Below are 26,302 nucleotides of genomic sequence, written 5' to 3'. Positions count from 1 at the left end.
TGTCCGCTGGTGCATGCGGGCTCCAAGCTCGTCGCGGTGTGGGCCGGGCGTCTTATGGAAGGATGGCGGGGCGGGTCAAGCGGAAGCAGGGATTGGCGGAGGCACAGCTGCGACAAGAACGGGCGGCGCAGGTATCGCCGCTTCCGTGCGCGCTGTGCCATCGGGAGCTTGGGTCCCGTGTGGAGTGGCACCACTTTGTGCCAAAGAGCGAGGGCGGGACGGAGACGGTGCCCGTTCACCCGATCTGCCACCGTGCGATTCACGCGCATGTGTCGAATCAGCAGCTGGCGACGGAGTATGCCGATTTGGATGTGCTGCGGGCGCGGGAGGACATGCGCCGGTTTCTGGACTGGATCGCGAACAAGCCCCCTGACTTTTATGCGCCGACGCGGCGGACGCGGGTGCGGTGAGGGGGCGGGGGCGGCGGTGAGGCCTCTCCGGAATGAAGCTTAGGGAGGGACGAGCGTTTCAGGGTTTTGAGGCCTTGCTTTCTCCGGGAATGCGGTTCCACTGAGTACGTCGATATACCGTGGGGCTTGGTGAAATTGGCTTCGCGCACACATACCGTCGGGGAAATGCGGGTTTCTCCACTACGCAGGACGGTGAAGCTGTCCTGCTTCGGTCGAAATGACAAGTTTTCCGTTATACCGCGCGATTCCTCGGACACTTCCTAGTGTCCGGGTATGTGATGCGGCGTCCGGAAGCGAACAGCGGGTGTGTGGAACGCAATGCGTCTCCCGAGAATTTCGCGGGCGTTTCTGCAGTCGCGGCGTTGGCGCGTGGCGTGCATAGGGATCAACGGTGGTGAAGCTGCGCCGCCCCGAGGTGACACGAGCATGAAGACGCTGATTCAGGATTTGCGGTATGCGATGCGACGGCTTCGGAAGGACTGGAGCCTGAGCCTGACGGCGGTGGTGTCGCTGCTGTGCGGCATTGCGGCGACGACGGCGGTGTTCAGCGTGGTGTACGGGGTGTTGGTGAACCCGTATCCGTACGCGGCCGCGGACCGGATGGCGCACCTGTCGCTGGGGTCGCTGGACGCGAGCGGGGGATACAACGGATTTAATGTGACGCCGGACCAGTGGCGGGAGCTGCGCAGTTCGCCGCTGGTGGAAGATACGGTGCTGACCTACGGCGACAGCCTGACGCTGACCGGGAAGGACGTTCCGGAGGACGTGAGCGCGGAGCGGTTCTCGTCGAATGGATGGAACTTCTTTGGGGTGCCGGCAGTGCTGGGCCGGGGCATTGTGCCGAGTGACGCGGTGGGTGGCGCGGACCCGGCGCCGGTCGCGGTGCTAGGGAACGCGTTCTGGCAGCGGCGGTTCGGGGGTGACCCGGCGATTATTGGAAAGACGATCGAGTTGGCAGGCAAGCCGTACACCGTGGTGGGTGTGGCGGCACGGCGGTTTACCTGGGGCGATGCGGACCTGTACCTGCCGATGAAGATGTCCAGCGATCCGCACCTGGCGGGGCAGGCGGAGTTGCGGCTGAAGCCGGGCGTGACGCACGCGATGGTGGAGCAGCAGCTGCAGCCGTTGGTGACGCGGTTTGCCAAGGAGACGCCGGCGTTCTTTCCGCCCAGGATCGGGCCGTTGCACGTGATCGGGTTGAACGAGCAGTTCCTGAAGGCGCTGGGACCGACGCTGGCGTTGCTGTTTGGGGCGGTGTCGTTGCTGCTGCTGATCGGGTGCGGCAATGTGTCGATTCTGCTGCTGGCGCGGGGCACGGCGCGGCAGCATGAGTTCGCGGTGCGCGCGGCGATCGGGGCGAGCCGGGCGCGGATCGTGCGGCAGTTGTTGACGGAGGCGCTGGTGCTTTCGGTTACGGGCGCGGGGTTGGGGGTGCTGGTCAGCTACAAACTGCTGCGGTTGATCGTGGGGCTGTTGCCGGAGAACGCGTTTCCGCACGAGGCGGCGATTGCGATCAATCTGCCGGTGCTTGTGTTTTGCGTGGTGGTGGCGGTGGGGACGGGTGTGTTGTTTGGGCTGTCGCCGGCGCTGCGGCTGTCTCGGCCGGACGTGCGCGAGGCGATGCAGGCGGGTGCGCGGCGGGTGGCGGGTGGCGGCAGCAGCCGGACGGCGCACCATGTGCTGATCGCGGGGCAGATCGCGCTGACGCTGTTGCTGCTGACGACAGCGACGGCGGCGATCCAGGCGTTTTTGCGGCTGTCGCATACGCCGCTGGGGTACGAGCCGCACAACGTGGTGGCGCTGTATTTGCCGTTGCGCGATGGAGCGTTCCCGAGCATTGAACGCCGGTCGGCGTATGTGGGGCAGTTGCGCGACCGGCTGGCGGAGACGCCGGGCGTGCAGGCCGTTGCGGTTTCGACCAACGCGACGCCCCCGGATAGCGGCTTTACGATTCCGGCGGAGGTGCTGGGCGTACCGAAAGGGCAGGACAACCTCCTGCGTTGGAATCTGGTGAGCCGCGATTATTTTTCGCTGCTGCACGTGCCCCTGCACAGCGGGCGCGTGTGGACAGGCGCGGAAGAACAACAGGCGAGCCTGGTGGCGGTGGTGAACCAGGCGTTTGCGAAGAAATACTTTCCGGATGGGATGGCGTTGGGCCACTCTGTAAAGACGGATGCGCTGAAGCCGCAGCCGCCGTACGTGGTGGTGAAGGACGGCGCGGAGGGGTGGCGGCAGATTGTCGGCGTGACGGAGGACAAGCTGAACTCGGGACTGAGCAAGCCAGTGCTGCCGGAGGTTTCTGTGCCGTACACGACGGGGATGGGGCCGGTGTCGCAGTTGCTGGTGCGGACGGATGGGCCGCCGCTGGCGATGCTGCCGGCGCTGCGGCGGAAGATCGCCGAGGTGGACGGGAGCCAGCAGGTCGGGGGGCGGGTGCGGGACCTGGAGGGCTGGATCGCAAGCACGCCGGAGTACGCGCGCGGAGAGTTGATGTCTTGGTTGTTTGGCGGGTTTGCGGCGCTGGCGCTGGGTTTGGCGGCGGTAGGGCTGTACAGCGTGGTGAGCTACACGGTGGCGCAGCGGACGAACGAGTTCGGCATCCGCATGGCGCTGGGCGCGCTGCGGAGTGATGTGCTGCGGCTGGTTGCGCGGTCGACGGCGGTCAGCCTGGGCGTGGGTGCGGCGCTGGGCGTGGTGCTTTCGGTGGTGCTGCTGCGCGTGCTGGCCAGCTTGCTGGGCGGGGCGAGCGGTTCCAGAGAGGTTGGCGCGCTGCTGCTTGCAGTGGGTTTGCTGGCGGTGGTGGCGGCGGTAGCGGCGGGGTTGCCGTCGCGGCGGGCGACGCGGATTGAGCCGATGGAGGCGTTGCGGTATGAGTAGGGGCGGGGCCGGGGCGAAAGCCCTCGAGGGGTGGGCCTGATTCAGGGGCCTGAAGGCCGCTGTTCGCTCGCGGGTCGGGCTTGCGCTTCGCGGTGGAGGGGCGGCTTAGCGTTGGGTTGGGTGGAGGCGGCGGTCGAGCTCGGCGAAGAGGGTTGTGAGGTTCAGCACGAGGGGTGTGCCGATGACGGGGAGTTCCGGGGTGGAGACGGGCTGGAGGGCGCGGCCGTTGGCGACCCATGCGGCGTGGTCGAGCGGGTCCACGACCCAGATGTTGGGAACGCCCATCGCGGTGTAGTCATCGATGCGGTCCTGGATGCGGCTGAGGCGGTCTTCGGGGGACAGAACCTCGATGCAGGCGAGGGGCGTCGTTTCGATGATGAAGGCGTCGGAGTTGTCGGCCGGGACGACGCAGACGTCTGCGATGCGAAAGCGACCGGGCGTGACGCGGACGCGCTGTTCGGGAAGAGCGCTGCAGCCTAAGGTGTCGAAGTGCTGGTCAAACCATTTTGCGAGGAGAAACTGCAGCTGTGAGTGGGGTCGAGTTCCCAAGTTGCGCTCCTGGATTTCGCCGTCGATGTAATCGCAGTCGGGGCGGTAACTGGTGGCCAGGTATTCGGCGACGGAGATGAGCGTGGCGGTGGCCATGGGCGCAGTATAGCTCCCGATTCAGCTTTGGTCGGGGTTTTGCAGGACTTCGAGCTTGACGGAGGCGGTGCCGGCGCGGAGGATGCCGAGCTGTTCGGCGGCGGCGCTGGACAGGTCGATGATGCGGCCCGGGGCGAGGGTGCCGCGGTCGTTAATACGGACGACCACGGAGCGGCGGCTGCGGAGGTCAGTGACGCGGACGAGGGTGCCGAGCGGCAGGGTTTTGTGGGCGGCGGTGAGCTCGGTTTCGTCGAAGGTTTCGCCGGAGGCGGTCTTGTGACCGTGGAGGACGGAGCCGTACCAGGTGGCGATGCCGCGGAGGGGGTTGCTGAGGGCGGCGAGCGGTTTGCTGAGGGCTCCAAGCGGTTTGCTGAGGGCTCCAAGCGGGCGCTCGATAGTGCGGATCGGGTGCAGGTCGCTGAGCTGGTCGCCGAGGCGGTTCAGGTGCAGGGCTTCGACGAAGCGGTTGTGCTTTTTGTTCGCGCTGACGCTGGCCAGGGCCTGGGTCGCGGTGGGCACGTGGGTGAGCGCGATTGGGGGCGCAGCGAGCGGGGCGTCCGGCGTTTCGTAGTGATTCGAGGTGGCGACGGAGATGGCGGCGGCTGCGGTCGCGGTGCCGGCGAGGAGCGCGGTGGCGAGGGCGCGGCGGCGGCTGAGGAGGCGGAGCACGGCGCGGAGGTGGAGGGTGGGGCGGTGGCGCAGATGCCGAAGAACGGAGTGAGACAGGGTGTGAGTCGACGGGGAGCGGTGGCTCGCCGAGGTCTGGTTGCTGGGTGTTACCGGGTCTTTTCCAGTCCGAGTGCTGATCAAAATGGTTCCTGCTGGAGGAAGTCGACAAAGGGGAGTTGCGCGAGAACGAGGTTCTATGTTGCTGTGGTCACAGGGACGCTGTTGCTTTGAGCCTTGCCGGCGCCCTTCCTGAAAGAGAAAGTTCGCACGGTTCTGTAAAACCGGCCCGCGCAGTGTCCCTGAGCTCCCCTGTCTTCTTCGTCTTCTTTCTGTGTGTGATTGCGCTCTATTGGGCGCTCGGCGGATCCCGCAGGTCGCAGCAAGTGTTGGTATTGGCCGCGAACCTGTTTTTTCTGGCGAAGTTCGGGCCGGTGTACCTCTTGTTGCCCGTTGCCGCTCTGGTGGACTTCGCCGTGGGACTGCGGTTGGGCGCACCCGACGTGGCGCATACGCTCCGCAAAACCTGGGTCAGTCTATCACTGGTTCTGAACGTGGGGCTGCTTGTTTTCTTCAAGATTTTGCCCCTTGCGGATGCGCGAAATGGCGCAAAGGCGTGGGGCTGGTTGTTCACGCTGAGCCTGAGCTTCTATTGCTTTCAGGCACTTAGCTACACGATCGACGTGTATCGCGGGGATGCGAAGCCGGAGCGGAACGCGATTACGTACCTGGCGAGCGCATTGTTCTTCCCGACGATTCTGGCCGGGCCGATCCCGCGGACGGCGAAGCTGCTGCGGCAATGGGGCAAGCCGTTTGGGTTGACGCGGCAGCAGGGGGCGGCGGCGCTCTTGCTGATTGCGACCGGGCTGGTGAAGAAGCTGCTGGTGGCGGACTACCTGGCGGACAACTTCGTGAACCGTGTGTTCGATACGCCGCTGCTGTACTCGGGCGTGGAGAACCTGCTGGCGGTGTATGGGTATGCGCTGCAACTGTTCTTTGATTTCAGCGGGTACTCGGACATTGCAATTGGCGTGGCGATGCTGCTGGGGTTTGCCGTGCCGGAGAACTTTCGGACGCCGTACCTGAGCGTGAACCTGCAGGATTTTTGGAAGCGGTGGCACATCAGCTTTTCAAGCTGGCTGACGGACTACCTGTTTGAATCGCTGCCGAAGAGCCGGGCTTGGCTGCGGTCGTCATTCACGTACGCGATTCTGACGACGTTTCTGCTGGGCGGTCTGTGGCACGGCATTACGTGGAACTTTCTGATCTGGGGTGCGTTGCACGGTGCCGTGCTGAGCCTGGTGTTTGTGTGGTCGCAATCGCGGTGGAAGAAGGGGCGGAAGCGGCGGCTGGGCGAGGGTCCGGTGTGGGCACGGGTGCTGGGCGCGGTGGTGACGTTCCATTTTGTGTGCTTTACGTGGATTTTCTTCCGGGCCCAAGACGTGGCGACGGCGAAGCTGATTCTGCAGCAGATTGCATCGCACACGCCGGGGACGGAGAACCTGGCGCCGGCGCTTTGGGGTGTGTTGGGGTTTGCGGCGGTGGCGCAGGCGATTCCGCAGGTGTGGTTCGACCGGGCGACGAGGTGGGCGGATGCGGTGCCGTTCTGGGTGCAGGGTGCGGCGGTGGCGGGTGTGGTGTTGGTGATTCAGCAGTTGGCGGGCAAGGGTTCTGCGGGGTTTGTGTATGGGGCGTTTTGAGGTGGGTCAGCAAGTCAGCGGGTGCGCGTTAGCGCGGAGCTGGGGCTAAAGCCCCTTTGGAATGCGGTGTCGATTCAGGCGAGGGGGCTCAAGGCCGCTGCTCCCTCCGGTATCTCGGGCTCGCGCTTCGCGCTCGCGCATTGAAAATGCAGGTTTCTCCGCTGCGCACCCACGATGAAGCTGTGGGTGCTCCGGTCGAAATGACAATGTTTAGCAAGGGCAAGAAGTGAGTCGAAATGACAATGTTTGGGAAGAGCAAGAAGTGAGTCGAAATGACAACGTTTAGAAAGGGCAAGCGTGAGTAACACGGTGGTATCGAGCACTCCAACGAAGGCTTCCACGGCGACCGGTGCCTCGGGAAAGACGGCACTTGCGCTGGTCACCGCGGTGGCGGTGTTGGCGGTGGCGCACTGGTGGCCTGAGCGGGATGTGCGTGGGTTGGCGCCGGGGGTGGTGGCGGAGGCGTGGCAGATGCACTGGCCGAAGCGGCCGGTTCCGGTGACGCCGGGGATGCCGTTCAACGGCGTGCAGCAGACGGGGGCAGACGGCGGAACCCACCTTAGCCGCACAGAACGCGGCGAAGGTGGGGCACAGGGTCTTGAAGGTGGGGCACAGGGTTTCTCCGGTGGGGCGCAGGGTAGTGCGAACGGCGCCGGTGGGCAGGGCGGTGCGATTTCGCCGGTGATGGTGGACGACGCGCATGCGCTGGATCCGTTCTTTCAGCAGATGTGGGCGCTGCAGCAAGGTAAGCCGGTGGTGGTGACGGTGCTGCACTATGGCGATTCGCCGACGACGGCGGACCTGATCACGGGCGACATTCGCGAGATTTTGCAGGAGCGGTTTGGCGATGCGGGGCACGGGTTCAACCTGGGCGCGAAGCCATGGGCGTGGTACGGACACCGCAACGTGGAGATGAAGGACTCGGGCTGGGCGTCGAGCCAGAAGGACGCGACCGGCGTTGGCAAGATGAAGCAGTCGCTGTATGGGCTGGGGGGTGCGATTTTCAGCGGCGGCGCGGGGGCGGAGACGACGTACACGTTGAAGGACGCGGGGTCGGCTCCGGCGACGGCGGTTGTGGTGGAGTACCTGCAGCAGCCGGGTGGCGGGTCAATGAGCGTCGCGGCGGATGGGAACGGGTTGGCGACCATCGACACGAACGGGCCGTCGGCGGTGCCGGCTTCGCGGCTGGTGACGCTGCCGGCGGGTGCGAAGGAGATCAAGGTTGCGGCGAGCGGCAATGTGAAGTGGTTTGGCGTGGACTTCCGGCGCGGTGATCGCGGCGTGTTGTATGACTCGCTGGGGCTGAACGGGGCGACGACGACGGTGCTGTCGCGGACGTTCGACCCGGCGGCCTGGGGCATGGAGCTGCAGCAGGCGAAGCCGGCGCTGATCGTGATCAACTACGGCACGAACGAGAGCCAGTTTGGCGGGTTGGTGACGACGCTGGAGGCGGAACTGCGTGGCGCGGTGGCGAAGGCGCGGGCGGCGGCGCCGGGGGTGCCGATCCTGATCATGAGCCCGATGGACCGCGGCGAGCACGGCGGGATGAGCGAGATCCACACGAATCCACAGATTCCGAAAATTGTGGAGATTCAGCAGAAGGTGGCGCGCGATACCGGGTGCGCGTTCTTCAATACGTATGCGGCGATGGGCGGCGACGGGACGATGGCGCGGTGGTACGCGGCGAAGCCCCGGCTGATCACGGCGGATTTGATTCATCCCACGCCGGATGGCGCGGTGATTGTGGCGCGGCTATTTGTGGACAACTTATATGTTGCGTTTGATCGGTGGAAGCAGCGGAGCGGCATCGGCGTGGTGAAGGTGATGAGCGCGACCGAGGCGGCGCAGAAGAAGAAGGAAGAGTTGGAGCGGAAGAAGGCGGAGGCGGCGAAGGCGAAGGCGGATGCCGCTGCTGCGAAGAAGGCCGAGGCGGAGAAGAAGCGGGCGGAGGGGAAGAAGCCTGCGGTGAAGGTTGGGGTGAAGCGGGGTCAGTAGGTTCCACCTCCGCCGGTCAGTAGGTCCCACCTTAGCCGCAAAGGACGCGGCGAAGGTGGGGCACGGAGGTGCGGGTGGGGCGAGCAGAAATGCGGTTTCTCCGCTGCGCCCCACGGTGAAGCTGTGGGGCTTCGGTCGAAATGACAATGTGTTGCTGGGTGCGGGTGTGTCCCGGTAGGCGGCGGGGTCGGCAGATCCCACCTTAGCCGCAAAGAGCGCGGCGAAGGTGGGGCACGGAGGTTGTGGGTGGGGCGAGCAGAAATGCGGGTTCTCCGATGCGCACCTCCTGGTGGAGCTGTGAGGTGCTTCGGTCGAAACGACAGAGTGTAGGCTTCCGTTGCTGTGGAATTTGGGGTACACTGTTTAGGTTGTCCTGAGTGGTTGGCCGTGGCGTCGTAAGAGCGCGGGCGGGCTGCTTCGGCCGGGTCTGTGATTGGGGCCGAGGCTGCTGGGGACATTCGATTTCAAGCTCATAGACATGCGCGGGGCCGCCGCCCTGCCCAATGCAGGAGAAGCCGCACCATGCCGAAGCGCACCTTTCAACCCAACCGCCGCCGCCGCGCCAAAACGCACGGATTTTTGACCCGCATGAAGACCAAGGCCGGTCAGAACGTGCTGAACCGCCGCCGCGCCAAGGGCCGGCACAAGATCGCCGTTTCAGCCGGGTTCCGCGACTAGATTTGTCCGTTTCTGTAAAACACAGGCACATGGCTCAGGCTGTGTGCCTTTTGCTTTGCCGGCCCCACGAGATTTTGTCGTCGATGTGCGACGTGGCGCATGCGGGCGTGTGTGCCCTGCCTGAGTGGCGGCGGCTTGCACATCTGAGCTAAGAGACCCCCGTCGGCGATTCGGTTTGGGGCAGGAGAACAACGTGTCTTTGGCAACACTTCCCAGCAAAGATCCCATCGCGCGTTACGCGGAGCAGTTGGACTGGATCAAGCCATCTGCCGAAATCGCCGTGCAGGAGGCGGTTCAGAAGCCGTTCCATGCGGCTGGGAGGGCGGGTGAGAAGCTCCTGTCGTTCCTGCACGGGCACTGGTTGCATGAGCCGCTGCACGTGGTGATGACCGATGTGCCGGTTGGCGCCTGGTCGGTGACGGTGATCGCTGACGGGATTGGGGCGCTGACGGGCAGAGATTCGATGGACAAGGTGGCGGACGTTTCGCTGGTGATCGGCCTGCTTGGGGCGGCGGGGGCCGCCGTGACCGGTATGGTGGACTGGTCGGAAATCAAACAGGAGAAGCCGCGCCGGATCGGCTCGACCCATGCGTTGCTGAATGTGGCGGCGACGGGGCTGTTCGCAGCGGCGCTGATGACGCGGCCGAAGCATGGAAAGCGGACGCTGGGCCGCGCCCTGGCGATGGCTGGTTACGTGGTTGTGTCGGTGTCGGCGCATTTGGGCGGCAATATGATTTACGAGCACGGGATCGGTGTGCGCGGGCAGAACGGCTGATCGTTCTTCGCTGGCGTGTTGCCAGCTTGCAAAGGGTCAGTAAGCCTTCCGAGTTCGTTAAGCTGAAGGAAGGCTTCATGACAGAGACGCGTTTGATCCCGGACCCGGTTTCGTCGTCCCGCGCAGCGCTTTCGAGCGCGGCGGAGTTGCGGCTGCGGCGGCATGCGGAGTTTCAGCGGGTGTATAACGCCACAAAAAAGCAGCATGGGAAGCAGATGAGTTTCTTTGCGGCAGGGCGGGTGGTGCTGCCGGGCGAGTACGCCGGTCCGCGCGTGGGTCTGACCGTGGGCAAGGTGATGGGCAAGGCGCATGTGCGCAACCGCATCAAGCGGCGGCTGCGGGAGGCGGTGCGGGCGGAACAGGGCGCGCTGCGCGGGCTGGCGGTGGATGTGGTGCTGCATCCGCGGCGGACGGTGGAGACCTTGCCGTTTCTGGAGTTGCGGGCTGAGTTGGCGGGGGTGTTTCGCCGGATTGCCAAGGCGCGATAGCCGGATGCAAAGCCGCTGTATGACATGCGCTTGCCTTCTCGCACGGGTTTACTCCGGATCATCACGAGCCGGTGCGAGGGTCCGGTACCGTAACTTGTCGAACGCTCAAGTCAGCGATCTTGTCGAAGGCTCAAGTCAACTATTTTGATTCACGCTCAAATTAGCTACCCTGTATAACGCTCAAGTTAGCGGGGGCACTTATACGGACGTAACTCCTGCGGGTGAGACCTGACATACGCCAAGATGTGGTGTCTCTTTTGGGGACCGCGGGTTCCTTCCGATAGCCGGCACTCCGAGTCGTGCAGCAATCCGGGCTGGTCCTCCGTGATTCTTTCGAAGAGACTTTGCCACCTCTTCTTTACAGAGACGAGCGCGAGGTTCATGCGGCGGGCAATCTCGGCATCGGTACCCCCTTGCAGCGTTTCCGACAGGAGATGCTTGTCCGCATCCCGAAGATCGAGAATGGGCGCCTCGTATTGAAAGAGGAGCGCGGCGACGGATCCGGAGACCGAGAACGCACTCTCACTGTTGAGTAGAAACAAAGAACGATCCGTCCCTGCGAGGTCCTTCACCACGCGCCAAACGCCGGAAGATGTTAGATAGTTCCGTTGCACCTGGCCGATCGCTTCGGAAAAGATGCGGTTTAGTTTGTAACCCACGTGTGTTTCAGCGAAGCCTGCCGGAAGCAGCATCTGTGCTTGCCGCACCTGCTCTGAGGTTAGACCTTCGGATAACCACACGCCGCCGAAGATGATGACGTCTAAACCCGCGCCTTCATTGCAAGTCGACAAGCCCTTCTGAGATAACACAACGGAAGTGTTCTCTGCGATGCTTGCGATGACTCTGCTGTTGAGAAAAGGTTTCGGATCGGCGAGCTCCCGGTCCGCGAACCTGCTGGAGACAAATACGCTGGAGCCGAAGCCGCAAATGCGTGGGACCTTGCCGGGGCCTGTGCACTCAAGAACAGCGGATCGAAACATAGGGCTTTGGGCGAGAGTCCGCCAAATCTGTAAGGCGGCGCTGCGGCCTACAAGTTCATCGCCTACATGTCGCGAGGCAATCTGCAAGCACTCGCTCAGATCCTCTGCGGTTACCTCGCGCCAGATCATCATGTGCTACCCCGGTGCTTTTTCCAGTGCAAAAGTATCCTAATAGGATATTGCGGGCCCGCCGAGAACTTTCTACTCTGGGTCAACTTTGCAGGCATTGCAGCCTTTGAACTGACACCGTCAGACGAGGCTGAAGTTGTAGGAAAAGCGCAACGAGCACCCTCGCCGGACTGATGGTTTCGTCATCACCCGTAGCCTGAACCCGCGCCTTTACAAGATATCTGCAGCTTGGTTCGTGAGTGAAGCAACGTTGAACGCAGCTGTGAGTTGATCTGCGCCAGCACCTCGAATCTGAAAGGGAAGACTATGCCGCGCAGTGGCAGTGCTCAGATCGCAAATGGTATCGGAACAATGGCTTCCGCATTTGATGTAAGCCGCAAGCGCTGGCGGCAGAAGGGCGTTGGAATCGCACTCAGCGTTTCGCTCCTGTGTGGAGTGGCGGTGGGATGTTGCGGGCCCAACGATCCCAACTGCCGCAACACGTCGATCGGTCCTTCTGGCGGCGAAGTGGCGGGTGTCGCGATCGGGGTGGGAGCTGTCGTCGGGGCGGTCATTGTGGTTGGGGTGCACCACGCACATCACACGCTGAGCGGATGCACATCCGATGGCCCAGGAGGTATGCAGATTCAGGCAAAGGGCGACGCGAAGGGCTACCTGTTGTCGGGCAATACGGCCAACATTCCCGCGGGAGAACGGGTCCGCCTTCACGGAAAGTGGGTCAAAGCACAAAAGAACGGCACAGCCGGTCAAACCTTTGTGGTTGAGGGTGAAAGCAAGGATTACGGGCCTTGCAAGCAGAACCTGTCCGCTTCGATCAGACCTTGAATTTCTTATCACTTCGCCGAGTTGTTTCGCAGGGGAAGCGAACGGCTTCGCCATCCTCCTTCTGCCTGGTTCTCCCGGATGCTCGCGCGATGCGCCGGCAACGGTTCTGCTCTTTTTGCTGATCTACTTAGGCCACGACCAAAAGACAAAGGATGCGAGTGGTCAAGCAACAGCTGGATTCTGCTTTGCGAGGCTCCGTTACCGATCTGTCCGACAAGCTTGACGCGCTTGAGGCGAGGTATCCCCTCGATCCGGCACTGGCTTACAGTTATGCCTGTTCCGCACTCCACGAGATCAACAGTCTGGCGCGAGAGCTTGAACTGGCGGGTCACTCGCGGGCAGAGATCGTGATGATGTTTGCACGGATTCGTCGCACGATGGCCAGTTCCCCGCTGGGTTTTCATATGCAGAACTGGCCGAGTGGCTACCACGGCGACTTTGGGGCGGTGGAGTACATCGCGTCCGGGGTGAATCGTGCTCAGGCCGATACGTTCGCTTTCAGCCTGGAGCAGGCCATGCTTCACTCCGGCATCGTGCAGCAGCACCGATACAAGCTCCACTGTCAGTCCGAGGCGTATCTGCGCGCTTTTGGCGAACACGCCTTTCGACCGCGCATTCTGTCGGTCGGTTGCGGAGGCTGCCGAGACCTTCTGCCGCTTCTTTGCGTGCTCCGTCATTTCGAGGGCGAGCTTGTCTTGAACGATATAGACGCCGCGGCGCTTGTCTTTGCGAGCGAACGCCTTCGACCCGCCACGCAGCACTTTCGTACGGTGTGCGCCAATATCACTTCGGTTGTGCGGCTGCTGCGCCAGGAAGGCCGCTTTGACCTGATTGTTGCCGGCGGCCTGTTCGATTACATTCCGGACCGCCTGCTTCGGCACGTGCTGAAAGGGATGTACCGCGACCTGCTTGCGCCAGGCGGAGCTATGCTTTTCACGAACATCGATGAGGGCAATCCTTTCCGTCCGCTGATGACCTATGCGGTGGATTGGGAGCTGATTGAGCGCTCTCGGGAGGCGATTCGGGCGCTGTGCGAAGAATCGTCAATTCCTGCCGAGTGTGTCGAGTTCGAACGAGAAGAATCACAACTGACCTGGATTGTCAGGCTGCGCAAGTAAGCCTTGTTTGCGGTGAACGGGTTCTGTTATCAGCAGACCTGCTGATCGTTCACTAGAATGAAGACCTGAGCGGGGCAGTGATGTGCGCTGCTGACGCCGACGGCAACATGGGTCTACGCTGTGCGCCGCAGGCGAGGTTAGCGGTCGTCCTGCGAGCGTTCCTATGCTGACATTCACCGGACCTGATCGCGCTACCACGGAGCAGCGAGCCGATACGAGGGCTCTGTGCAGGTGCGAGGTGATGGGTTGATGCGGGTGCTGCGGGCGGTGTTCTGGGTGTACCGGCATACGCTGTCGCCGCTGTTGCATGGCTTTGGCGTGGGTGGGTGCCGGTTTCAGCCGTCGTGTTCGGTGTATGCCGAGGTTGCAATTGCGCGGTTTGGGATATGGCGCGGCGGGTGGCTGGCACTGCGGCGGCTGGGCCGCTGCCAGCCGTTCAGCAAGGGCGGGCTGGACCAGGTGCCGGAGGCGTAGATACCATTGGCGCCGGACAAGCGGTCAAGACAGTTGTAGATGCGAGTCAGGGCGGAGGCGTGTGTTCGCTGGAGGCTACTGCTTGCGCGACCTCACATGGAGCACAAGGACCGAAATCCAGCCCGCTGCCACCACGGGAACGAGAAAGATGGTGAGCAGAGCGCCCTCGCCCGTGTCTTCCAGCAGCGCGGTCACCGGCTCGATGTCCATGCCATGGGTGATGCACGGAGAACCCGTGGGAGGATCGCCCGTGAGGTTGCAGTGAAACCGATGATCCAGTAACAGACCCAGCGCAAGTGTGATGAAGGGCAGCAATGTGACTGCGGTTATCCACGGCAGCAGACGCCGCCACCAGGGCCGCGTGCGCGGCGTTTGTGGAGCAGCGAATTGTGGCGGGTGCGGGTAGGAGTTCATGGTGCGCAGCGGCTGCGGTATGCGATGCCGCCGGCAGAGAAGACGTCGTTTGCCTGATGGTATGTCTGCTGGTTGTTGCCGGCACGGCTTTGTGCGTGTGAGCCGGCGTCGCGGGCATTTAGCATGGGAGATGGCCGAAGCTGCGTCCGTGGGGCGCAGAGGTGTGGCCCGTTCGTGGTGTGTGAGAGCGCGAACATGGTGAGGACAGGTTTTGGCAGAGATTCGCAATCCGAATCAGGGTGGTGGCGGCAGCGATAACAAGCCGCTGCTGTACATGATGCTGGCGATGGTGGTGGTGTTTACGCTGTTTCAGCTGTACCGCGGGACGAAGACGCAGCCGCTGCAGAAGCCGACGGCGGCGAATGCGGCGACGGCTCCGGGTGGGGCTGGGCAGGCCACGAATGGGGCGCCGGTGCCGACTGGGTCGACCGAGGCGTTTAACCAGCAGGCGGCGGGAACGGCGGCAGCGGATACCCACCTTAGCCGCACAGAACGCGGCGAAGGTGGGGCACGCGGTGCTGCTGGCGCGAGCGGGGCTGGGGGGAATGGTGCCGCGGCGGTGCCGGCGGTGGTGGGTACGGCCGAGCAGACGACGGTGGTGGAGAACCAGTTGTACCGGATTGCGTTTTCGAGCCGGGGCGGCGAGGTGCGGTCGTGGGTGTTGAAGGGGCAGAAGGATCGCTATGGCGCTCCGCTGGACCTGGTGCACGGGCAGGCGGCGAAGCAGTTCGGTTATCCGCTGAGCTTGTACACGTATGACGGGGGGCTGACGCGGAATTTGCGGCAGGCGCTGTTTGTGCCGTCGGCGACGGGGACGCTGCTGGCGCCGCAGACGCTGACGTTCCAGTATGCGCAGGGCGGGTACCAGGTGACGAAGAGCTTCCGCTTTGACGAGACGTATGTGGTGCATGCCGAGGCCGAGGTGAAGCAGAACGGCGTGCCGGTGCGTGCGTTGCTGGCGTGGCCGGGCGGTTTTGGCGATGAGGAGCAGCCGCAGGATTACAACTCGGCCACGGTCGAGACTATGCGGGGCGGCAAGGAAGAACATCTCGCGTTCAAGAAGGTGAGCGGCGGGGAGACGCTGAACGCGCCGCTGGATTTTGCGGGTGTTGCCGACCAGTATTTTGCGGCGGTGATGCTGCCGGACAACCTGGACAATGCGACGGCGGTGACGCTGAGCAACAAAATCGACGTGCAGAAGCTGCAGCGGGACGGCAAGGCCAGTGGCAAGTCGGTCGATGTGCCGCTGCTTGGCATCGCGGTGGGTGCGACGGACGGGCCGGCGAAGCTGCGGGTGTTTGCCGGGCCGAAGAGTGTGCCGGTGCTGAAGAGTGTCGCGGTGAGCGGGCGAAGCGAGACGCTGTCGCCGATTATGGATTTCGGGTTCTTCGGGCCGATCGCGAAGGGCCTGTTCCTGGCGCTGTACTGGACGCAACAGCACCTGGCCAGCAACTGGGGCTGGGCGATCGTGGTGCTGACGGTGCTGATCAATGCGGTGCTGATTCCGTTGCGGGTGCAGACGATGAAGAGTGCGCTGAAGATGCAGCGCATTCAACCGCAGATGGATGCGATCAAGGCGAAGTACGCGAAGTACAAGGTGACGGATCCGAAGAAGGCGGAGATGAACGCAGAGATCATGGCCCTGCAGAAGACCGAGGGCGTGAATATGCTGGGCGGGTGTATTCCGACGCTGGTCCAGATGCCGTTGCTGTTTGCGATGCTGAGTACGATTCCGAAGGTGTTTGAGCTGCGGGGAGCGCACTGGTTTTGGCTGCACGACCTGACGGCGGCGGACCCGTGGCACGTATTGCCGATCACGCTGGTGGTGTCGCAGTTCCTGGTGAGCTTTTACATGCCGAGCCCGGGGGTGGACCCGGCGCAGCAGCGAATGATGGCGTTCATGATGCCGGCGTTTTCGCTGTTCATCACGTGGAATTATGCGAGCGGGCTGGGCATTTACTGGGTGACGGGCAACATTCTGATGGTGGCGACGCAGCTAATCATGAACCAGACGGCGCTGGGCAAGGAGATGCGCGCGCTGGCGGCGAAGCGGGCGCGCAAGAAGGTAGGGGCGCCGCAGGGCAAGGTGATTCAGGGGCGGCGGTAGGAAGGGGTTGCTCTTCGACCGGGTGCAGCATTATTTGCAAGCCTGTTGCGGCGGTGTATACATCCAACTACCGGGTTCACTGACGCGCGAACGCCAGCGAACCTCGGCAGTAGTTTGTTCCTCGGCTGTCTGTGCGGTGAACGAATGAGTCGAACGACTTGATTCCGCAAGCCACACGAGAGTGCCAAGGAACTGAAGCGGGAGTAGTGCCCGTTTCATCCAAGGCGGTCTTCGCATTAGGAAGCCCTCCTTTTAATAGACAAGAGCCCGGTTCCTACCGGGCTTTTTTCGTTCTGCGGACTGTTTCGCGCTCCCTGAGCTTACGTGACGACAATGCAGCCCTCGAAGACGGCAGCTGTGAAGATCGGCGTACGTTGGCCCTTAGCGGTACGATCGCAGGGACCTCTTACATCTCAGGAGCATGATGAAGGCGCTATTAGTACTACTGCTTGGTGTCATTGACCTGTTCGCGGGTGCCGCTTGGGCGCAAACGACACCGAAGGCGTGGTTGTTGGAGGTGCATGGGGGTGCGGGGGATATTGTGCGGGCGGGGACGACGCCGGAGCAGGAGCGGGCGTATCGGGCGACGTTGACGGAGGCGACCGAGGCTGCTGGGAAGGTGCTGGATGGTGGCGGGTCGTCCGTCGATGCGGTGGAGACGGCGATCCGGATCATGGAGGATTCGGGGCTGTTCGACTCGGGCAAGGGTGCGATCTATAACGCTGCCGGGTTCAATGAGCTGGACGCCGCGATTATGGATGGCAAGACGCTGAAGGCGGGGTCGGTGGCGGCGGTGCGGACGGCGAAGCACCCGATTACGCTGGCACGGGCCGTGATGGATCAGACGCCGCACGTGATGCTGGTGGGCAGCGGAGCGGATGCGTTTCTGGCAAGTACTCACGGGGAGCAGGTGGGGCCGCTGTACTACTGGAACGAAGCCAAGTGGCAGGCGCTGGTGGAGCAGTTGAAGCGAGAGGGCAAGGCGGTTCCTGCGCGGCCGGTGGGTGCGCCGGCGGCGCCGCGTGCGGGTGTGGGTCTGGAAGCCGCGAGGGTCGTGGCTGGTCGAGGGAAAGCAGATCCCTTCGCTTCGCTACGGGATGACAAACAAAGGAGTGTGCTACGGGATGACCGGCATGGGGCTTCGCGAGGGGACGGTGACCAGGCGTGGACCGCTGCGGCATTGCCTGACCCGATCACGGAGGCGGCGCGAGAACGCGGGCGAACACGGCACTATGGCACGGTGGGCGTGGTGGCGATGGACCGCAATGGGAATCTGGCGGCGGGCACGTCGACGGGCGGGTCGCAGGGGAAGATGCCGGGACGTGTCGGCGACTCGCCGATCCTTGGCGCGGGAACGTATGCGTCGAATGAGTCGTGCGCGGTGTCGGCGACGGGGGTTGGGGAGTACTTTATCCGGCTGACGATTGCGCGCGATGTGTGCGCGCTGGTGCAGTACGAGCACATGCCGCTGCAGACGGCGGCGGACACGATTATTCACACGCGGCTGAAGCGGCTGGACGGCGTGGGTGGATTGATTGCGATTACGCCGGACGGGCAGGCGGTGTGGAGTTACAACACTCCGGGGATGTTTCGCGCGCGGTTGCGGCAGGGCGGCAAGGTGGAGGTGGCGATTTTTAGGGATGAGCCGTAGGGGGATGTGGGTGGTGGGGTTTTGCTTCAGATAATGTCCGATGAATCGTTTACACACACACTGCCCTACGGGTGCCGACAAAAATGCGGGTTTCTCCGCTGCGCACCTCACGGTGAAGCTGTGAGGTGCTTCGGTCGAAATGACAATGTGTGGTTGGCGCGAAGTCCGAAATGCACAATGTGCTGGCTTGGGTGGAGTGCTTCGGTCGAAATGACAATGTCATGATGGCGCGAAGTTAGAAGTGGACAGTGTTGGGCTGGGCGGAGTGAGAAAAGCGTTCACGTTTGAGTTGTGTGCGGAGACGGTGGAGGCGTGCGAGGCGGCGCGGCTGGGGGGCGCCGACCGGATTGAACTGTGCGTGCATTTGAAGGTGGATGGATTGACGCCGCCGCAGGAGATGATTGCGCGGGCCGTGGCGGATTCGGGCCTGCGGGTGCATGTGTTGGTGCGGCCTGAGGCGGATGACTTCCGGTACCGGCGTGAGGTGTTTGCGCGGATGCGGGCCGAGGTTGTGCGGGCGAAGGAGTTGGGTGCGGCGGGCGTGGTGGCGGGTGTGCTGAACGAGGACCGGACGGTGGCGGTTGAGGCGATGCGGGAGCTGGTTGAGTTGGCGGCGCCGTTGCCGGTGGAGTTTCACCGGGCGTTTGACCGGACGCCGGACCTCTGCCGGGCGCTGGAAGATGTGATCGCCGCTGGGTGTGGGCGAGTGCTGACTTCGGGCGGGGCGGCGGATGTGATGGAGGGTGCGGCGGCGCTAAGTGGGCTGGTGCGGCAGGCGGCGGGGCGCATTGAGATTGCGGCGGGTGGCGGGCTGCGCGTTGAGAATGCGGGGCGGCTGGCGGCGATGTGTCCGGGGCTGCACTATCACGGCACGCTGGGTGGTGCGGCGGACGGTGTGGATGCGCTGGCGGGGCGTGTGCGGCAGGTGGTCGCGGCGTTGCGGGCGGCGGCCGCGAGTTGAGCCATGGCGCGGGCTGGAAACGGTTGGCGAAACCCGGACGGTGGTGTATACATCCAACTACCGGGTCCACTGGCGCGTGAACGCCAGCGAACCTCGGCAGTTGTTGGTTCCGCGGCTACTTGTGGAGCGAGTGTACAAGTCTTACGACCTGGTACGCGAGCCACACGAGAGTGCCGAGGAACTGAAGCGGGGTGATTGCCCGCTTCATCCAAGGTGGTCTTCGCATGAGGAAGTCCGAATGTTCTTGACGAGAGCCCGGTTCTAGCCGGGCTTTTGTCATCTGCGGACTGTTCCCCGCGCCTTGATGGTAAGGCAGCGAGGCTGAGTCGTATGCGGTCCTTGCGGAGCAAGCGGCGGTTGCTACGGCCATGGGTGAGATGGCGTGGCTGCGGACTGTCCTGGCCGCTTTCGCTAGAATTAGAGGAGCCCGCGCACCAACTAAGCGGGAGCAGGAACCGATCGGATATGCAGGACCTTGCAAGCGCTGCCAAACAGGTTGCCGAGCTGCTGAAGCTGTTGACCAACCCTGGCGGTTTGCGCCTGAAATACAGGATTGTTGCGGGCGCGGGCGCGGCCGATCCTGACAAGTTGGAAGACCAGCTGATCTATGTGGACATCAGCGGGCCGGATGCGTACCTGTTGACGGACCGCGACGGCGAGATGCTGCGCGCGCTGGAGCACATTGCGGCAAAGATGCTGCAGTTGGAGCCGGACGAGCACGACCGGGTGAGCTTCGACGCGGAGGGCTTCAAGGCGGAGCGCGCGGCCGACCTGCGCGACATGGCGGAGCGTGGTGTTCGGTACGTGAGGGACCGTGAGCGGCCGTTCAGCTTTGACCCGATGAGCAGCCGCGAGCGGCGTTTGCTGCACCTGATCCTGAAGGAGCATGAGGACCTGCGGACGGAGTCGAGCGGCGAGGGTCCGCGGCGCTTTGTGGTGCTGTATCCGAAGGACATGGCGAGCCGGGGGAATGATTCGACGCGGGCGCGGGATATTGCGCACCGGTTTCGGCGGCGGTAGGCGGTTCGGGTGCTGCTGCACTCGACGGGCGGTCGAAATGCAGGTTTCGGTGCAAGCACCGAGTCCACTGCGCAGGACGATGAAGCTGTCCTGCTCCGGTCGAAATGACAGCGTCGTGATGCATGGAGAGACAGAGCAGGAACGGGCAGGAGACGATCGTAGCGGTGGCGACGCCGCCGGGGCGCGGCGGCATTGCGGTGGTGCGGTTGAGCGGGCCGGATTCGTTGCGCATCGCGAGGGCGCTGGTGCGGTTGAAGCGCGAGCCGGAGACGCACCGGGTCCGCTTCGGGCATGTGCTGGATGAAGGCGGCGAGGTGCTGGATGACGCCCTGCTGACGTACTTCGCGGCACCGCACAGCTACACGGGCGAGGACGTGGTGGAGATCAGCGTGCACGGCGCGCCGGTGGTGGTTCAAACGGTTGTACAACTGTCGTTGCGTCGAGGAGCACGGCTGGCGCACGCGGGAGAGTTTACCGAACGCGCGTTTCTGAATGGGCGAATGGACCTGACACAGGCCGAGGCGGTGCGCGACCTGATCGAGAGCAGCACGGTGGCGCAGGCGCGGCTGGCGGCGGAGCAACTGGGTGGGTCGCTGCAGCGCGAGGTGCGTCCGGCGAAGGACGCGCTGGTCATGCTGGTCGCGGCGCTTGAGGCTGGCATTGACTTTGCCGAGGACGACCTGCAGACCATGCCGACGGATGAGATCGCGGCGCGCATTGCGGCGTTGCGGCCCGCGCTGGAGCGGCTCTTGGCGAGCTTTGCGCATGGGCGGCTGTTGCGCGAAGGGTTGCGCCTAGCGATTGTGGGCAGGCCGAACGCGGGCAAGAGCTCGTTGTTTAACAAGCTGCTGGAGCGTGATCGCGCGATTGTGACCCCGATCCCGGGGACGACGCGTGACGTGGTCAGCGAGCGTGCCGTGATTGGCGATGTGCCGGTGGAGCTGCTGGATACGGCGGGCCTGCGTGAAACAGAGGACGTGGTGGAGCGGTTGGGCGTGGAGCGGTCGCACGAGGCAATTGCGGATGCGGACCTGCTGCTGCATGTGTTGGACGCGACCGCGGCAGACGAGGAGCAGGAGATGGCGGCGGCCTGGGTTGCGGCTGGGAGGACGCCGGTCGTTCGCGTGTGGAACAAGGCGGACCTGCTTCCTTCTGAGGAACGCGAGGGGGCTCCGGAAGGCGCTTTGTGGACGTCCGCGGTGACGGGCGAAGGGATGGATGCGCTGCGCGGAGCCATTCTGCGATATGCGGGAGCGGGCGGAGCGGGAGCAGGGTCGGGGACAGCTGCGGGGGCAGTGCACGCGATGCTGACCAACACGCGGCAGCGCGACAGCATTGCACGGGCGCTGGAGGGATTGGAGCGGGGCGCGCAGGCGGCGCTGTCGGGCACACCGCACGAGATGCTGCTGCTGGACCTGTATGAGGCGTTGCAGGGTCTGGACGCGTTGACGGGTCAGACCACGGCGGATGATGTGTTGAACCAGATCTTCAGCACGTTTTGCATCGGGAAGTAAGAGCGGCTGAGGGTGGACGTGGTGGGTGCAGGCGGGCGGTGGGGCGGAGTTATTGGCCAAAGGTTGGGCCGAAGTAGCAGCGTTCCACGATCATGCAGAAGATGTGTTCGAGCGCGATGTGTGATTCCTGGATGTGCATGGTGGTTTCGGATGGGACGATGATGTTGTAGTCGCATAGATCGGCCATCTTGCCGCCGCGATTGCCGGAAAAGCCGACCGTGGTGATGCCCATGTCTCGCGAGAGTTCGAGGGCCTTGAGGATGTTGGGCGAGTTGCCGGAGGTGGAGATGCCGAGGAACAGGTCGCCGCGCGTGCCGATGGCCTCGATCTGGCGGGAAAACAGGCGGTCGAAGGCGTAGTCGTTGCCGATGGCGGTCATGGCGGAGCTGTCGGTGGTGAGCGCGATGCAGCGGAGAGCGGGACGGTCGACGGTGAGCCGCGCGACGAACTCGGCGGATAGGTGCTGTGCGTCGGCCGCGGAGCCGCCATTGCCGGCGATCATGAGTTTGTTGCCGCGCTGCATGGCCTCGGCGGTTGCCTCGGCGGCGCGCGCGACGCTGTCGACCAGGGCATCGTCGGCGAGGGTTCGTTGCAGGGTAGCGATGCCCATGCGTAGCTGCTGGCGTACAAGTTCATTCATGACGATTTGCCGAGGACCTCTTGTTGCCTTCAGGATAATGCGAGAGCGGCATAATGCGAGAGCGGCAAGGCGGTCGCGAAGGGCCGCGGAGCCGTGCGGCGGCAGGTTGCAAGCGGGAAGTGGGAATGTATGGGCATTGTGGCAGGTGTGGATTTTGGAACGCTGAGCACGCGGGTGACGCTCTTGGATAGCGAGCGCGGGCGGCTGGGAACGGCGTCGGCGGCGTATCCGCTGAACCGGCGGCGCGAGGACCCGGATTTTGCCACGCAGTCGCACAGCGCGCACCTCCTGGCGCTGGCGGCGGCAACGCGCGAGGTGTTGCGCGAGACGGGTGTGGATGGGAGCGCGGTGGAGGCGATTGCGCTGGACACGACGGGTTCGAGCGTGATCTTCGTGGATGGCAGGCTGCAGCCGCTGGATGACTACTACCTGTGGTGCGACCACCGGGCGCTAAAGGAGGCGCAGCAGATTACGGCGGCGGCGCACGCGCAGGGTGTGGAGGCGATCCTGTGGTGCGGCGGCGTGTATTCGCACGAGTGGGGATGGGCGAAGCTGTTGCACTGGCTGCGGAATAACCCGGAGAAGCGCGAGCGATTTGCGACGGCGCTGGAGCACTGCGACATGATCGCGGCGACGCTGGCGGGCATTACCGATCCGCGCAAGGTGAAGCGCAGCGCGTGCGCGATGGGCCACAAGTGGATGTGGAACCCGAAGTGGGGCGGGTACCCGTCGCAGGAATTTTTGTCGTCGCTGGACCCGCTGCTGGAGGGTGTGCGCGACAGGATGGTGGGCGAGGTGCTGACGTCGGACCATCTTGCCGGTAAGCTGAGCGAGCACTGGGCCGAGCAGCTTGGGTTGCGCGCGGGGATTCCGATTCCGGTGGGCGCGTTTGATGCGCACTGGGATGCGATTGGGGCGGGCTGCCGCGAGGGCGATGTGGTGAACGTGGTCGGAACGTCGACCTGCATCATTGCGATGGGCGAACGGGCGGAGCTGGTGCCGGGCGTGTGCGGCGTGGTGCCGGGCAGCGTGCACCCGGCGTTTACGGGTGTGGAGGCTGGGCTGTCCGCGGTGGGCGATATTTTTGAGGCGATTGCGCGGCGGGCCGGGACGGATGTGAAGCAGCTTTCGGCGGGGCTGGAGCAGTACAAGCCGGGGCAGACGGGGCTGCTGCGGCTGTCGTGGGACAACGGCGACCGCACGGTGCTGGTGAAGAGCGAGCTGGGCGGCATCACGCTGGGATGGAACCTGTTGCACACGGCGCAGGACGAGCTGTTTGCGGCGATCGAGGGTACGGCGTTTCACACGCGCATCATTCTGGACCGCATGGCGGAGTACGGCGTACCGATCGAGCGGGTGATCAATGCGGGCGGCATTCCGCAACAGAACGCGACGTTGAACCAGGTGTATGCGGACGTGCTGAACAAGCCGGTGCTGGTGCCGGACTCGACGCCGACCAGCATTGGGTCAGGGATCTTTGCGCAACTGGCGGCGGGGATCTTTCCGACGGTGGAGGCGGCGCAGGAGGTGATGTGTCCGGGGCACCGGGTGTTCACGCCGGATGCGGTCAATGTGGGTGTGTATCAACGGCTCTACGCTTTGTATCGCAAAGTGTACTTCGCGTTTGGGGATGAGACGGGTGCGGCGCAGGACCTGTCGCATGTGTTGCGGGAGCTGCGGGATGTTGCGGGTGAGGTGCGCAAGGGGTAGGGCTCAGGGTTCAGGTATCAGGGCTGCGCTACGTATCCTTTTGGCCGTAGGTTGCGGAGGTGCCGTGTTTGCGGAAGTAGTGGCGGTCGAGGAGTGCCTGGGAGACTTCGGAGCAGTTGGCTTTGAGGAGGGTGGTGCGGAAGGCCATGCGGGCGACGGCTTCGAGGACGACGGCGTTGTGGGCGGCGTCGTGGGGGTTTTTGCCCCAGACGAAGGGGGCGTGGCCGGCGACGAGGCAGGCGGGGACGGCGAGGGGGTCGACTTCGGGGCCGGATTTGGCGAGTGGGTCAACGCTGCGGTCGAGTTTGGCTAGGGGATCGATGCCGTGGCCATTTTGGCGGAGGGGATTGGCTTCGTGGCCATTTTGGCGGAGGGGATTGGCTTCGTGGCCACCTTGGCGGGTGATTTCGCGGAGGCGGGCTACGATGGCGAGGCCGGTTTCGTGGACGTAGCGGCCGCCGATGGCTTCGTCGGTGAGCGGTGCTGTGACGGGGACGGGGCCGTAGAAGTAGTCGGCGTGGGTGGTGCCGTAGGCGGGGATGGGCAGGCCCGCCTGGGCGAAGCTGGTGGCGTACTCGGAGTGGGTGTGGACGACGGCGCCGATGGTTGGGAACTCGCGGTAGAGCAAGGTGTGGGTGTCGAGGTCGGAGGAGGGACGCAGGTTGCCTTCGACGACCGTGCCGTGGAGGTCGGTGACGACCATGTGCTCGGGCTTGAGCTTGTCGTAGTCGACGCCGGAGGGCTTGATGACGACGAGCCCCTGTTCGCGGTCGACGCCGCTGGCGTTGCCGAAGGTGTAGAGCACGAGGCCGCGGCGGACCAGTTCCAGGTTGGCTTCGAGCACGTCTTCGCGGAGCTTCTCAAGCAGCATGGCCGTCTACTTTCCGATGCGGTAGGCCGCATCGCTCCAGAGGAGTTCGCGCCGCAACTGTTCGAGGCGGGTTTCGCTGTCGATGCGGACGAGTTCGATGCCGGCGATTTCGGCGAAGTCCTCCATGTGTTCCATGGTGAGCGCCTGGCTGAAGCCGGTGTGGTGCGCGCCGCCGGCGTATATCCATGCGGCGGCCGCGATCTTGAGCGAGGGCTTCGCGTTCCAGACGGTGCGGGCGACGGGCAGCTTGGGGAAGGGCTGGTCGGGGACAACGACGTCGATTTCGTTGACGATCATGCGGAAACGATTGCCCATGTCGACGATGCTGGCGACGACGGCCGCGCCTGCGGGCGAGGTGAAGACGAGGCGCACGGGGTCGGCCTTGCCGCCGATGCCGAGGGGGTGGACCTCCACCGTGGGCTTGCCGGCGGCGATGGTGGGGCAGATTTCGAGCATGTGCGAACCAAGGACGCGGGCGTCGGCGGCGGTGGTGCCGAAGTGGTAGGTGTAGTCCTCCATGAAGCTGGTGCCGCCGGGCAGGCCCGCGGCCATGACTTTCATGATGCGGACAAGCGCGGCGGTCTTCCAGTCGCCCTCGCCGCCGAAGCCGAAGCCATCGGCCATGAGCCGCTGGGTGGCGATGCCGGGCAGCTGGCCCATGCCGTGCAAATCTTCAAAGGTGTCGGTGAAGGCGCCGAAGCCGCCCTCGGTCAGGAAGGCGCGCAGGCCGAGCTCGATGCGGGCGGCGACGGCGAGTGAGTCGGCGCGGTCGTGCTCCTTCGCGAGCGAGTAGGTGTCGCGGTACTCCTGCACCTGCTGCTGCACGTCGGTATCGCTGAACTGCGCCATGCGGTCGGTCAGGTCGCCGATGCCGTAGCCGGAGACGGTGTAGCCGAAGACGCGCTGCGCCTCGACTTTGTCGCCTTCGGTGACGGCGACGTTGCGCATGTTGTCGCCGAAACGGGCTACTTTGAGCGTTTGCGACTCGGCCCAGCCCAGGGCGGCGCGGGTCCAGGTGCCAATCTCGTGGACGGTTTCGGGGTCTTGCCAGTGGCCGACGACAACCTTGCGGGCGAGCCGCATGCGGGCGGTGATGAAGCCGAACTCGCGGTCGCCGTGCGCGGCCTGGTTCAGGTTCATGAAATCCATGTCGATGGTGCTGTAGGGCAGGTCGCGGTTGAACTGGGTGTGGAGGTGAAGAAAGGGCTTGCGCAGGGCGGTCAGGCCGGCGATCCACATTTTGGCCGGCGAGAAGGTGTGCATCCAGAGCACGAGGCCGATGCAGTTGTCGGCGTTGTTGGCCTCGCGGCACAGCTTCAGGATTTCGTCGGCGGTGGTCAGCACGGGCTTGAAGACGACGGTCGCGGAGATTCCCTGCTCGCCATCGAGCGAGGCCGCGATTTTCTGCGAATTTTCAGCGACCTGGCCAAGCGGGCCGGGGCCGTACAGGTGCTGGCTGCCGGTACAAAACCAGAGTTCCTTGTGTGCTGTGCTCACGTCGATGCCTCTTCTTTCTGTGCGGGGCGGCTGCCCACGGCTAACCAAGTGGCCGGGGCCGCAAGGCGTGGTTGGCTTCATCGGCGCCGCGCTACTCTCCACGATAGAAGATGTCCGGCCCTGCGAAGAAAGACGACTGTCGCAAGTTCACGCCGCG

Annotated in this window: 23 protein-coding genes; 16 read left to right on the top strand and 7 right to left on the bottom strand. The window is 64.1% G+C overall.

The genetic code is table 11. The annotated features are described in order from the left end of the window. The first annotated feature begins 197 nt into the window (after positions 1-197). Together ACOFKT_RS16345 and ACOFKT_RS16340 are read left to right on the top strand one after the other, a co-directional pair. Positions 198-410 carry a hypothetical protein gene (locus ACOFKT_RS16345; RefSeq protein WP_419805046.1) on the top strand — a complete coding sequence of 71 codons (213 nt, stop codon included), beginning with the start codon at positions 198-200 and terminating at the stop codon, positions 408-410. Positions 411-836: 426 nt separating this feature from the next. Beyond that, positions 837-3,287 carry an ADOP family duplicated permease gene (locus ACOFKT_RS16340; RefSeq protein ID WP_419805045.1) on the top strand — a complete coding sequence of 817 codons (2,451 nt, stop codon included), beginning with the start codon at positions 837-839 and terminating at the stop codon, positions 3,285-3,287. Positions 3,288-3,392: 105 nt separating this feature from the next. On the opposite strand, the gene ACOFKT_RS16335 is transcribed toward ACOFKT_RS16340, so the two are convergent. Both ACOFKT_RS16335 and ACOFKT_RS16330 read right to left on the bottom strand, forming a co-directional pair. Continuing rightward, a complete protein-coding gene (locus ACOFKT_RS16335; RefSeq protein ID WP_419805044.1) occupies positions 3,393-3,932 on the bottom strand; it encodes a Uma2 family endonuclease in 540 nt (179 codons plus the stop codon). Positions 3,933-3,953: 21 nt separating this feature from the next. Beyond that, positions 3,954-4,742, bottom strand: a complete 789-nt coding sequence (locus tag ACOFKT_RS16330) for a septal ring lytic transglycosylase RlpA family protein (protein WP_419805043.1) — start codon at positions 4,740-4,742, stop codon at positions 3,954-3,956. A gap of 152 nt (positions 4,743-4,894) precedes the next feature. On the opposite strand from ACOFKT_RS16330, the gene ACOFKT_RS16325 reads away from it, so the two are divergent. The 5 genes from ACOFKT_RS16325 to rnpA all read left to right on the top strand — a co-directional run bounded on the left by ACOFKT_RS16325 (position 4,895) and on the right by rnpA (position 10,234). After that, complete coding sequence (locus tag ACOFKT_RS16325) at positions 4,895-6,298, top strand: MBOAT family O-acyltransferase (RefSeq protein WP_419805042.1); 1,404 nt, start codon at positions 4,895-4,897, stop codon at positions 6,296-6,298. 297 nt (positions 6,299-6,595) lie between these two features. Continuing rightward, positions 6,596-8,293 (top strand): GDSL-type esterase/lipase family protein, encoded by a 1,698-nt coding sequence (locus ACOFKT_RS16320; RefSeq protein WP_419805041.1) that lies wholly within the window; start codon positions 6,596-6,598, stop codon positions 8,291-8,293. A 522-nt stretch (positions 8,294-8,815) separates the two neighbouring features. Next, positions 8,816-8,971, top strand: coding sequence for a 50S ribosomal protein L34 (gene rpmH / locus ACOFKT_RS16315; protein ID WP_014787855.1), 156 nt, complete (start codon positions 8,816-8,818; stop codon positions 8,969-8,971). A gap of 199 nt (positions 8,972-9,170) precedes the next feature. After that, entirely contained in the window at positions 9,171-9,746 is a 576-nt protein-coding gene (locus tag ACOFKT_RS16310) for a DUF2231 domain-containing protein (RefSeq protein ID WP_419805040.1), read from the top strand. A gap of 77 nt (positions 9,747-9,823) precedes the next feature. Continuing rightward, positions 9,824-10,234 (top strand): ribonuclease P protein component, encoded by a 411-nt coding sequence (gene rnpA, locus ACOFKT_RS16305; RefSeq protein WP_419805039.1) that lies wholly within the window; start codon positions 9,824-9,826, stop codon positions 10,232-10,234. 185 nt (positions 10,235-10,419) lie between these two features. On the opposite strand, the gene ACOFKT_RS16300 is transcribed toward rnpA, so the two are convergent. Continuing rightward, on the bottom strand, positions 10,420-11,346 hold the full coding sequence (locus ACOFKT_RS16300; RefSeq protein ID WP_419805038.1) for a hypothetical protein: 927 nt from the start codon (positions 11,344-11,346) through the stop codon (positions 10,420-10,422). A gap of 348 nt (positions 11,347-11,694) precedes the next feature. Between ACOFKT_RS16300 and ACOFKT_RS16295 the strand changes: the two genes are divergently transcribed. From ACOFKT_RS16295 to yidD, 3 genes are all read left to right on the top strand, one after another. Next, entirely contained in the window at positions 11,695-12,168 is a 474-nt protein-coding gene (locus ACOFKT_RS16295) for a hypothetical protein (RefSeq protein WP_419805037.1), read from the top strand. A 158-nt stretch (positions 12,169-12,326) separates the two neighbouring features. After that, positions 12,327-13,286 (top strand): class I SAM-dependent methyltransferase, encoded by a 960-nt coding sequence (locus ACOFKT_RS16290; protein ID WP_419805036.1) that lies wholly within the window; start codon positions 12,327-12,329, stop codon positions 13,284-13,286. A 249-nt stretch (positions 13,287-13,535) separates the two neighbouring features. Next, positions 13,536-13,760 carry a membrane protein insertion efficiency factor YidD gene (gene yidD, locus ACOFKT_RS16285; RefSeq protein ID WP_419805035.1) on the top strand — a complete coding sequence of 75 codons (225 nt, stop codon included), beginning with the start codon at positions 13,536-13,538 and terminating at the stop codon, positions 13,758-13,760. 75 nt (positions 13,761-13,835) lie between these two features. Here the strand turns inward: yidD and ACOFKT_RS16280 are convergent, their stop codons facing one another. Further along, positions 13,836-14,174: a hypothetical protein gene (locus tag ACOFKT_RS16280; RefSeq protein ID WP_419805034.1), complete on the bottom strand. Its 339-nt coding sequence runs from the start codon at positions 14,172-14,174 to the stop codon at positions 13,836-13,838. A 211-nt stretch (positions 14,175-14,385) separates the two neighbouring features. On the opposite strand from ACOFKT_RS16280, the gene yidC reads away from it, so the two are divergent. The 5 genes from yidC (at position 14,386) to mnmE (ending at position 21,427) form a co-directional block, all read left to right on the top strand. Next, positions 14,386-16,281 (top strand): membrane protein insertase YidC, encoded by a 1,896-nt coding sequence (gene yidC / locus ACOFKT_RS16275; RefSeq protein WP_419805033.1) that lies wholly within the window; start codon positions 14,386-14,388, stop codon positions 16,279-16,281. Positions 16,282-16,702: 421 nt separating this feature from the next. Beyond that, a complete protein-coding gene (locus ACOFKT_RS16270; RefSeq protein ID WP_419805032.1) occupies positions 16,703-17,932 on the top strand; it encodes an isoaspartyl peptidase/L-asparaginase family protein in 1,230 nt (409 codons plus the stop codon). A 241-nt stretch (positions 17,933-18,173) separates the two neighbouring features. Further along, positions 18,174-18,893 (top strand): copper homeostasis protein CutC, encoded by a 720-nt coding sequence (locus ACOFKT_RS16265; RefSeq protein WP_419805031.1) that lies wholly within the window; start codon positions 18,174-18,176, stop codon positions 18,891-18,893. A gap of 465 nt (positions 18,894-19,358) precedes the next feature. Then, on the top strand, positions 19,359-19,913 hold the full coding sequence (locus ACOFKT_RS16260) for a protein jag (RefSeq protein ID WP_419805030.1): 555 nt from the start codon (positions 19,359-19,361) through the stop codon (positions 19,911-19,913). Positions 19,914-20,035: 122 nt separating this feature from the next. Beyond that, entirely contained in the window at positions 20,036-21,427 is a 1,392-nt protein-coding gene (mnmE, locus tag ACOFKT_RS16255) for a tRNA uridine-5-carboxymethylaminomethyl(34) synthesis GTPase MnmE (RefSeq protein ID WP_419805029.1), read from the top strand. Positions 21,428-21,476: 49 nt separating this feature from the next. Here the strand turns inward: mnmE and ACOFKT_RS16250 are convergent, their stop codons facing one another. Then, positions 21,477-22,067 carry a D-sedoheptulose 7-phosphate isomerase gene (locus tag ACOFKT_RS16250; RefSeq protein WP_419805028.1) on the bottom strand — a complete coding sequence of 197 codons (591 nt, stop codon included), beginning with the start codon at positions 22,065-22,067 and terminating at the stop codon, positions 21,477-21,479. Positions 22,068-22,196: 129 nt separating this feature from the next. On the opposite strand from ACOFKT_RS16250, the gene ACOFKT_RS16245 reads away from it, so the two are divergent. Continuing rightward, complete coding sequence (locus ACOFKT_RS16245) at positions 22,197-23,777, top strand: ribulokinase (RefSeq protein WP_419805027.1); 1,581 nt, start codon at positions 22,197-22,199, stop codon at positions 23,775-23,777. A gap of 28 nt (positions 23,778-23,805) precedes the next feature. Here ACOFKT_RS16245 and ACOFKT_RS16240 read toward each other — a convergent pair whose 3' ends face one another. Beyond that, complete coding sequence (locus ACOFKT_RS16240) at positions 23,806-24,648, bottom strand: class II aldolase/adducin family protein (RefSeq protein WP_419805026.1); 843 nt, start codon at positions 24,646-24,648, stop codon at positions 23,806-23,808. A gap of 6 nt (positions 24,649-24,654) precedes the next feature. Continuing rightward, the gene (gene araA, locus ACOFKT_RS16235; protein ID WP_419805025.1) at positions 24,655-26,145 is read right to left on the bottom strand and encodes an L-arabinose isomerase; all 1,491 of its coding nucleotides are present in this window, start codon (positions 26,143-26,145) and stop codon (positions 24,655-24,657) included. Between the last annotated feature and the right edge of the window lie 157 nt (positions 26,146-26,302).

Source organism: Terriglobus sp. (assembly GCF_965201105.1).
In the GTDB taxonomy this organism is placed as follows: Bacteria; Acidobacteriota; Terriglobia; order Terriglobales; family Acidobacteriaceae; genus Terriglobus.
This window is presented reverse-complemented; position numbering and strand designations above follow the sequence as displayed.

Bases quoted from the DNA above. Each gene is read 5' to 3' on its own strand.
- ACOFKT_RS16335 (WP_419805044.1), bottom strand. From the start codon at position 3,932: ATGGCCACCGCCACGCTCATCTCCGTCGCCGAATACCTGGCCACCAGT.
- mnmE (WP_419805029.1), top strand. From the start codon at position 20,036: ATGGAGAGACAGAGCAGGAACGGGCAGGAGACGATCGTAGCGGTGGCG.
- ACOFKT_RS16240 (WP_419805026.1), bottom strand. From the start codon at position 24,648: ATGCTGCTTGAGAAGCTCCGCGAAGACGTGCTCGAAGCCAACCTGGAA.
- ACOFKT_RS16270 (WP_419805032.1), top strand. From the start codon at position 16,703: ATGATGAAGGCGCTATTAGTACTACTGCTTGGTGTCATTGACCTGTTC.
- ACOFKT_RS16250 (WP_419805028.1), bottom strand. From the start codon at position 22,067: ATGAATGAACTTGTACGCCAGCAGCTACGCATGGGCATCGCTACCCTG.
- ACOFKT_RS16245 (WP_419805027.1), top strand. From the start codon at position 22,197: ATGGGCATTGTGGCAGGTGTGGATTTTGGAACGCTGAGCACGCGGGTG.
- ACOFKT_RS16295 (WP_419805037.1), top strand. From the start codon at position 11,695: ATGGCTTCCGCATTTGATGTAAGCCGCAAGCGCTGGCGGCAGAAGGGC.
- rpmH (WP_014787855.1), top strand. From the start codon at position 8,816: ATGCCGAAGCGCACCTTTCAACCCAACCGCCGCCGCCGCGCCAAAACG.
- ACOFKT_RS16280 (WP_419805034.1), bottom strand. From the start codon at position 14,174: ATGAACTCCTACCCGCACCCGCCACAATTCGCTGCTCCACAAACGCCG.
- ACOFKT_RS16340 (WP_419805045.1), top strand. From the start codon at position 837: ATGAAGACGCTGATTCAGGATTTGCGGTATGCGATGCGACGGCTTCGG.
- ACOFKT_RS16300 (WP_419805038.1), bottom strand. From the start codon at position 11,346: ATGATGATCTGGCGCGAGGTAACCGCAGAGGATCTGAGCGAGTGCTTG.
- ACOFKT_RS16260 (WP_419805030.1), top strand. From the start codon at position 19,359: ATGCAGGACCTTGCAAGCGCTGCCAAACAGGTTGCCGAGCTGCTGAAG.
- rnpA (WP_419805039.1), top strand. From the start codon at position 9,824: ATGACAGAGACGCGTTTGATCCCGGACCCGGTTTCGTCGTCCCGCGCA.
- yidD (WP_419805035.1), top strand. From the start codon at position 13,536: ATGCGGGTGCTGCGGGCGGTGTTCTGGGTGTACCGGCATACGCTGTCG.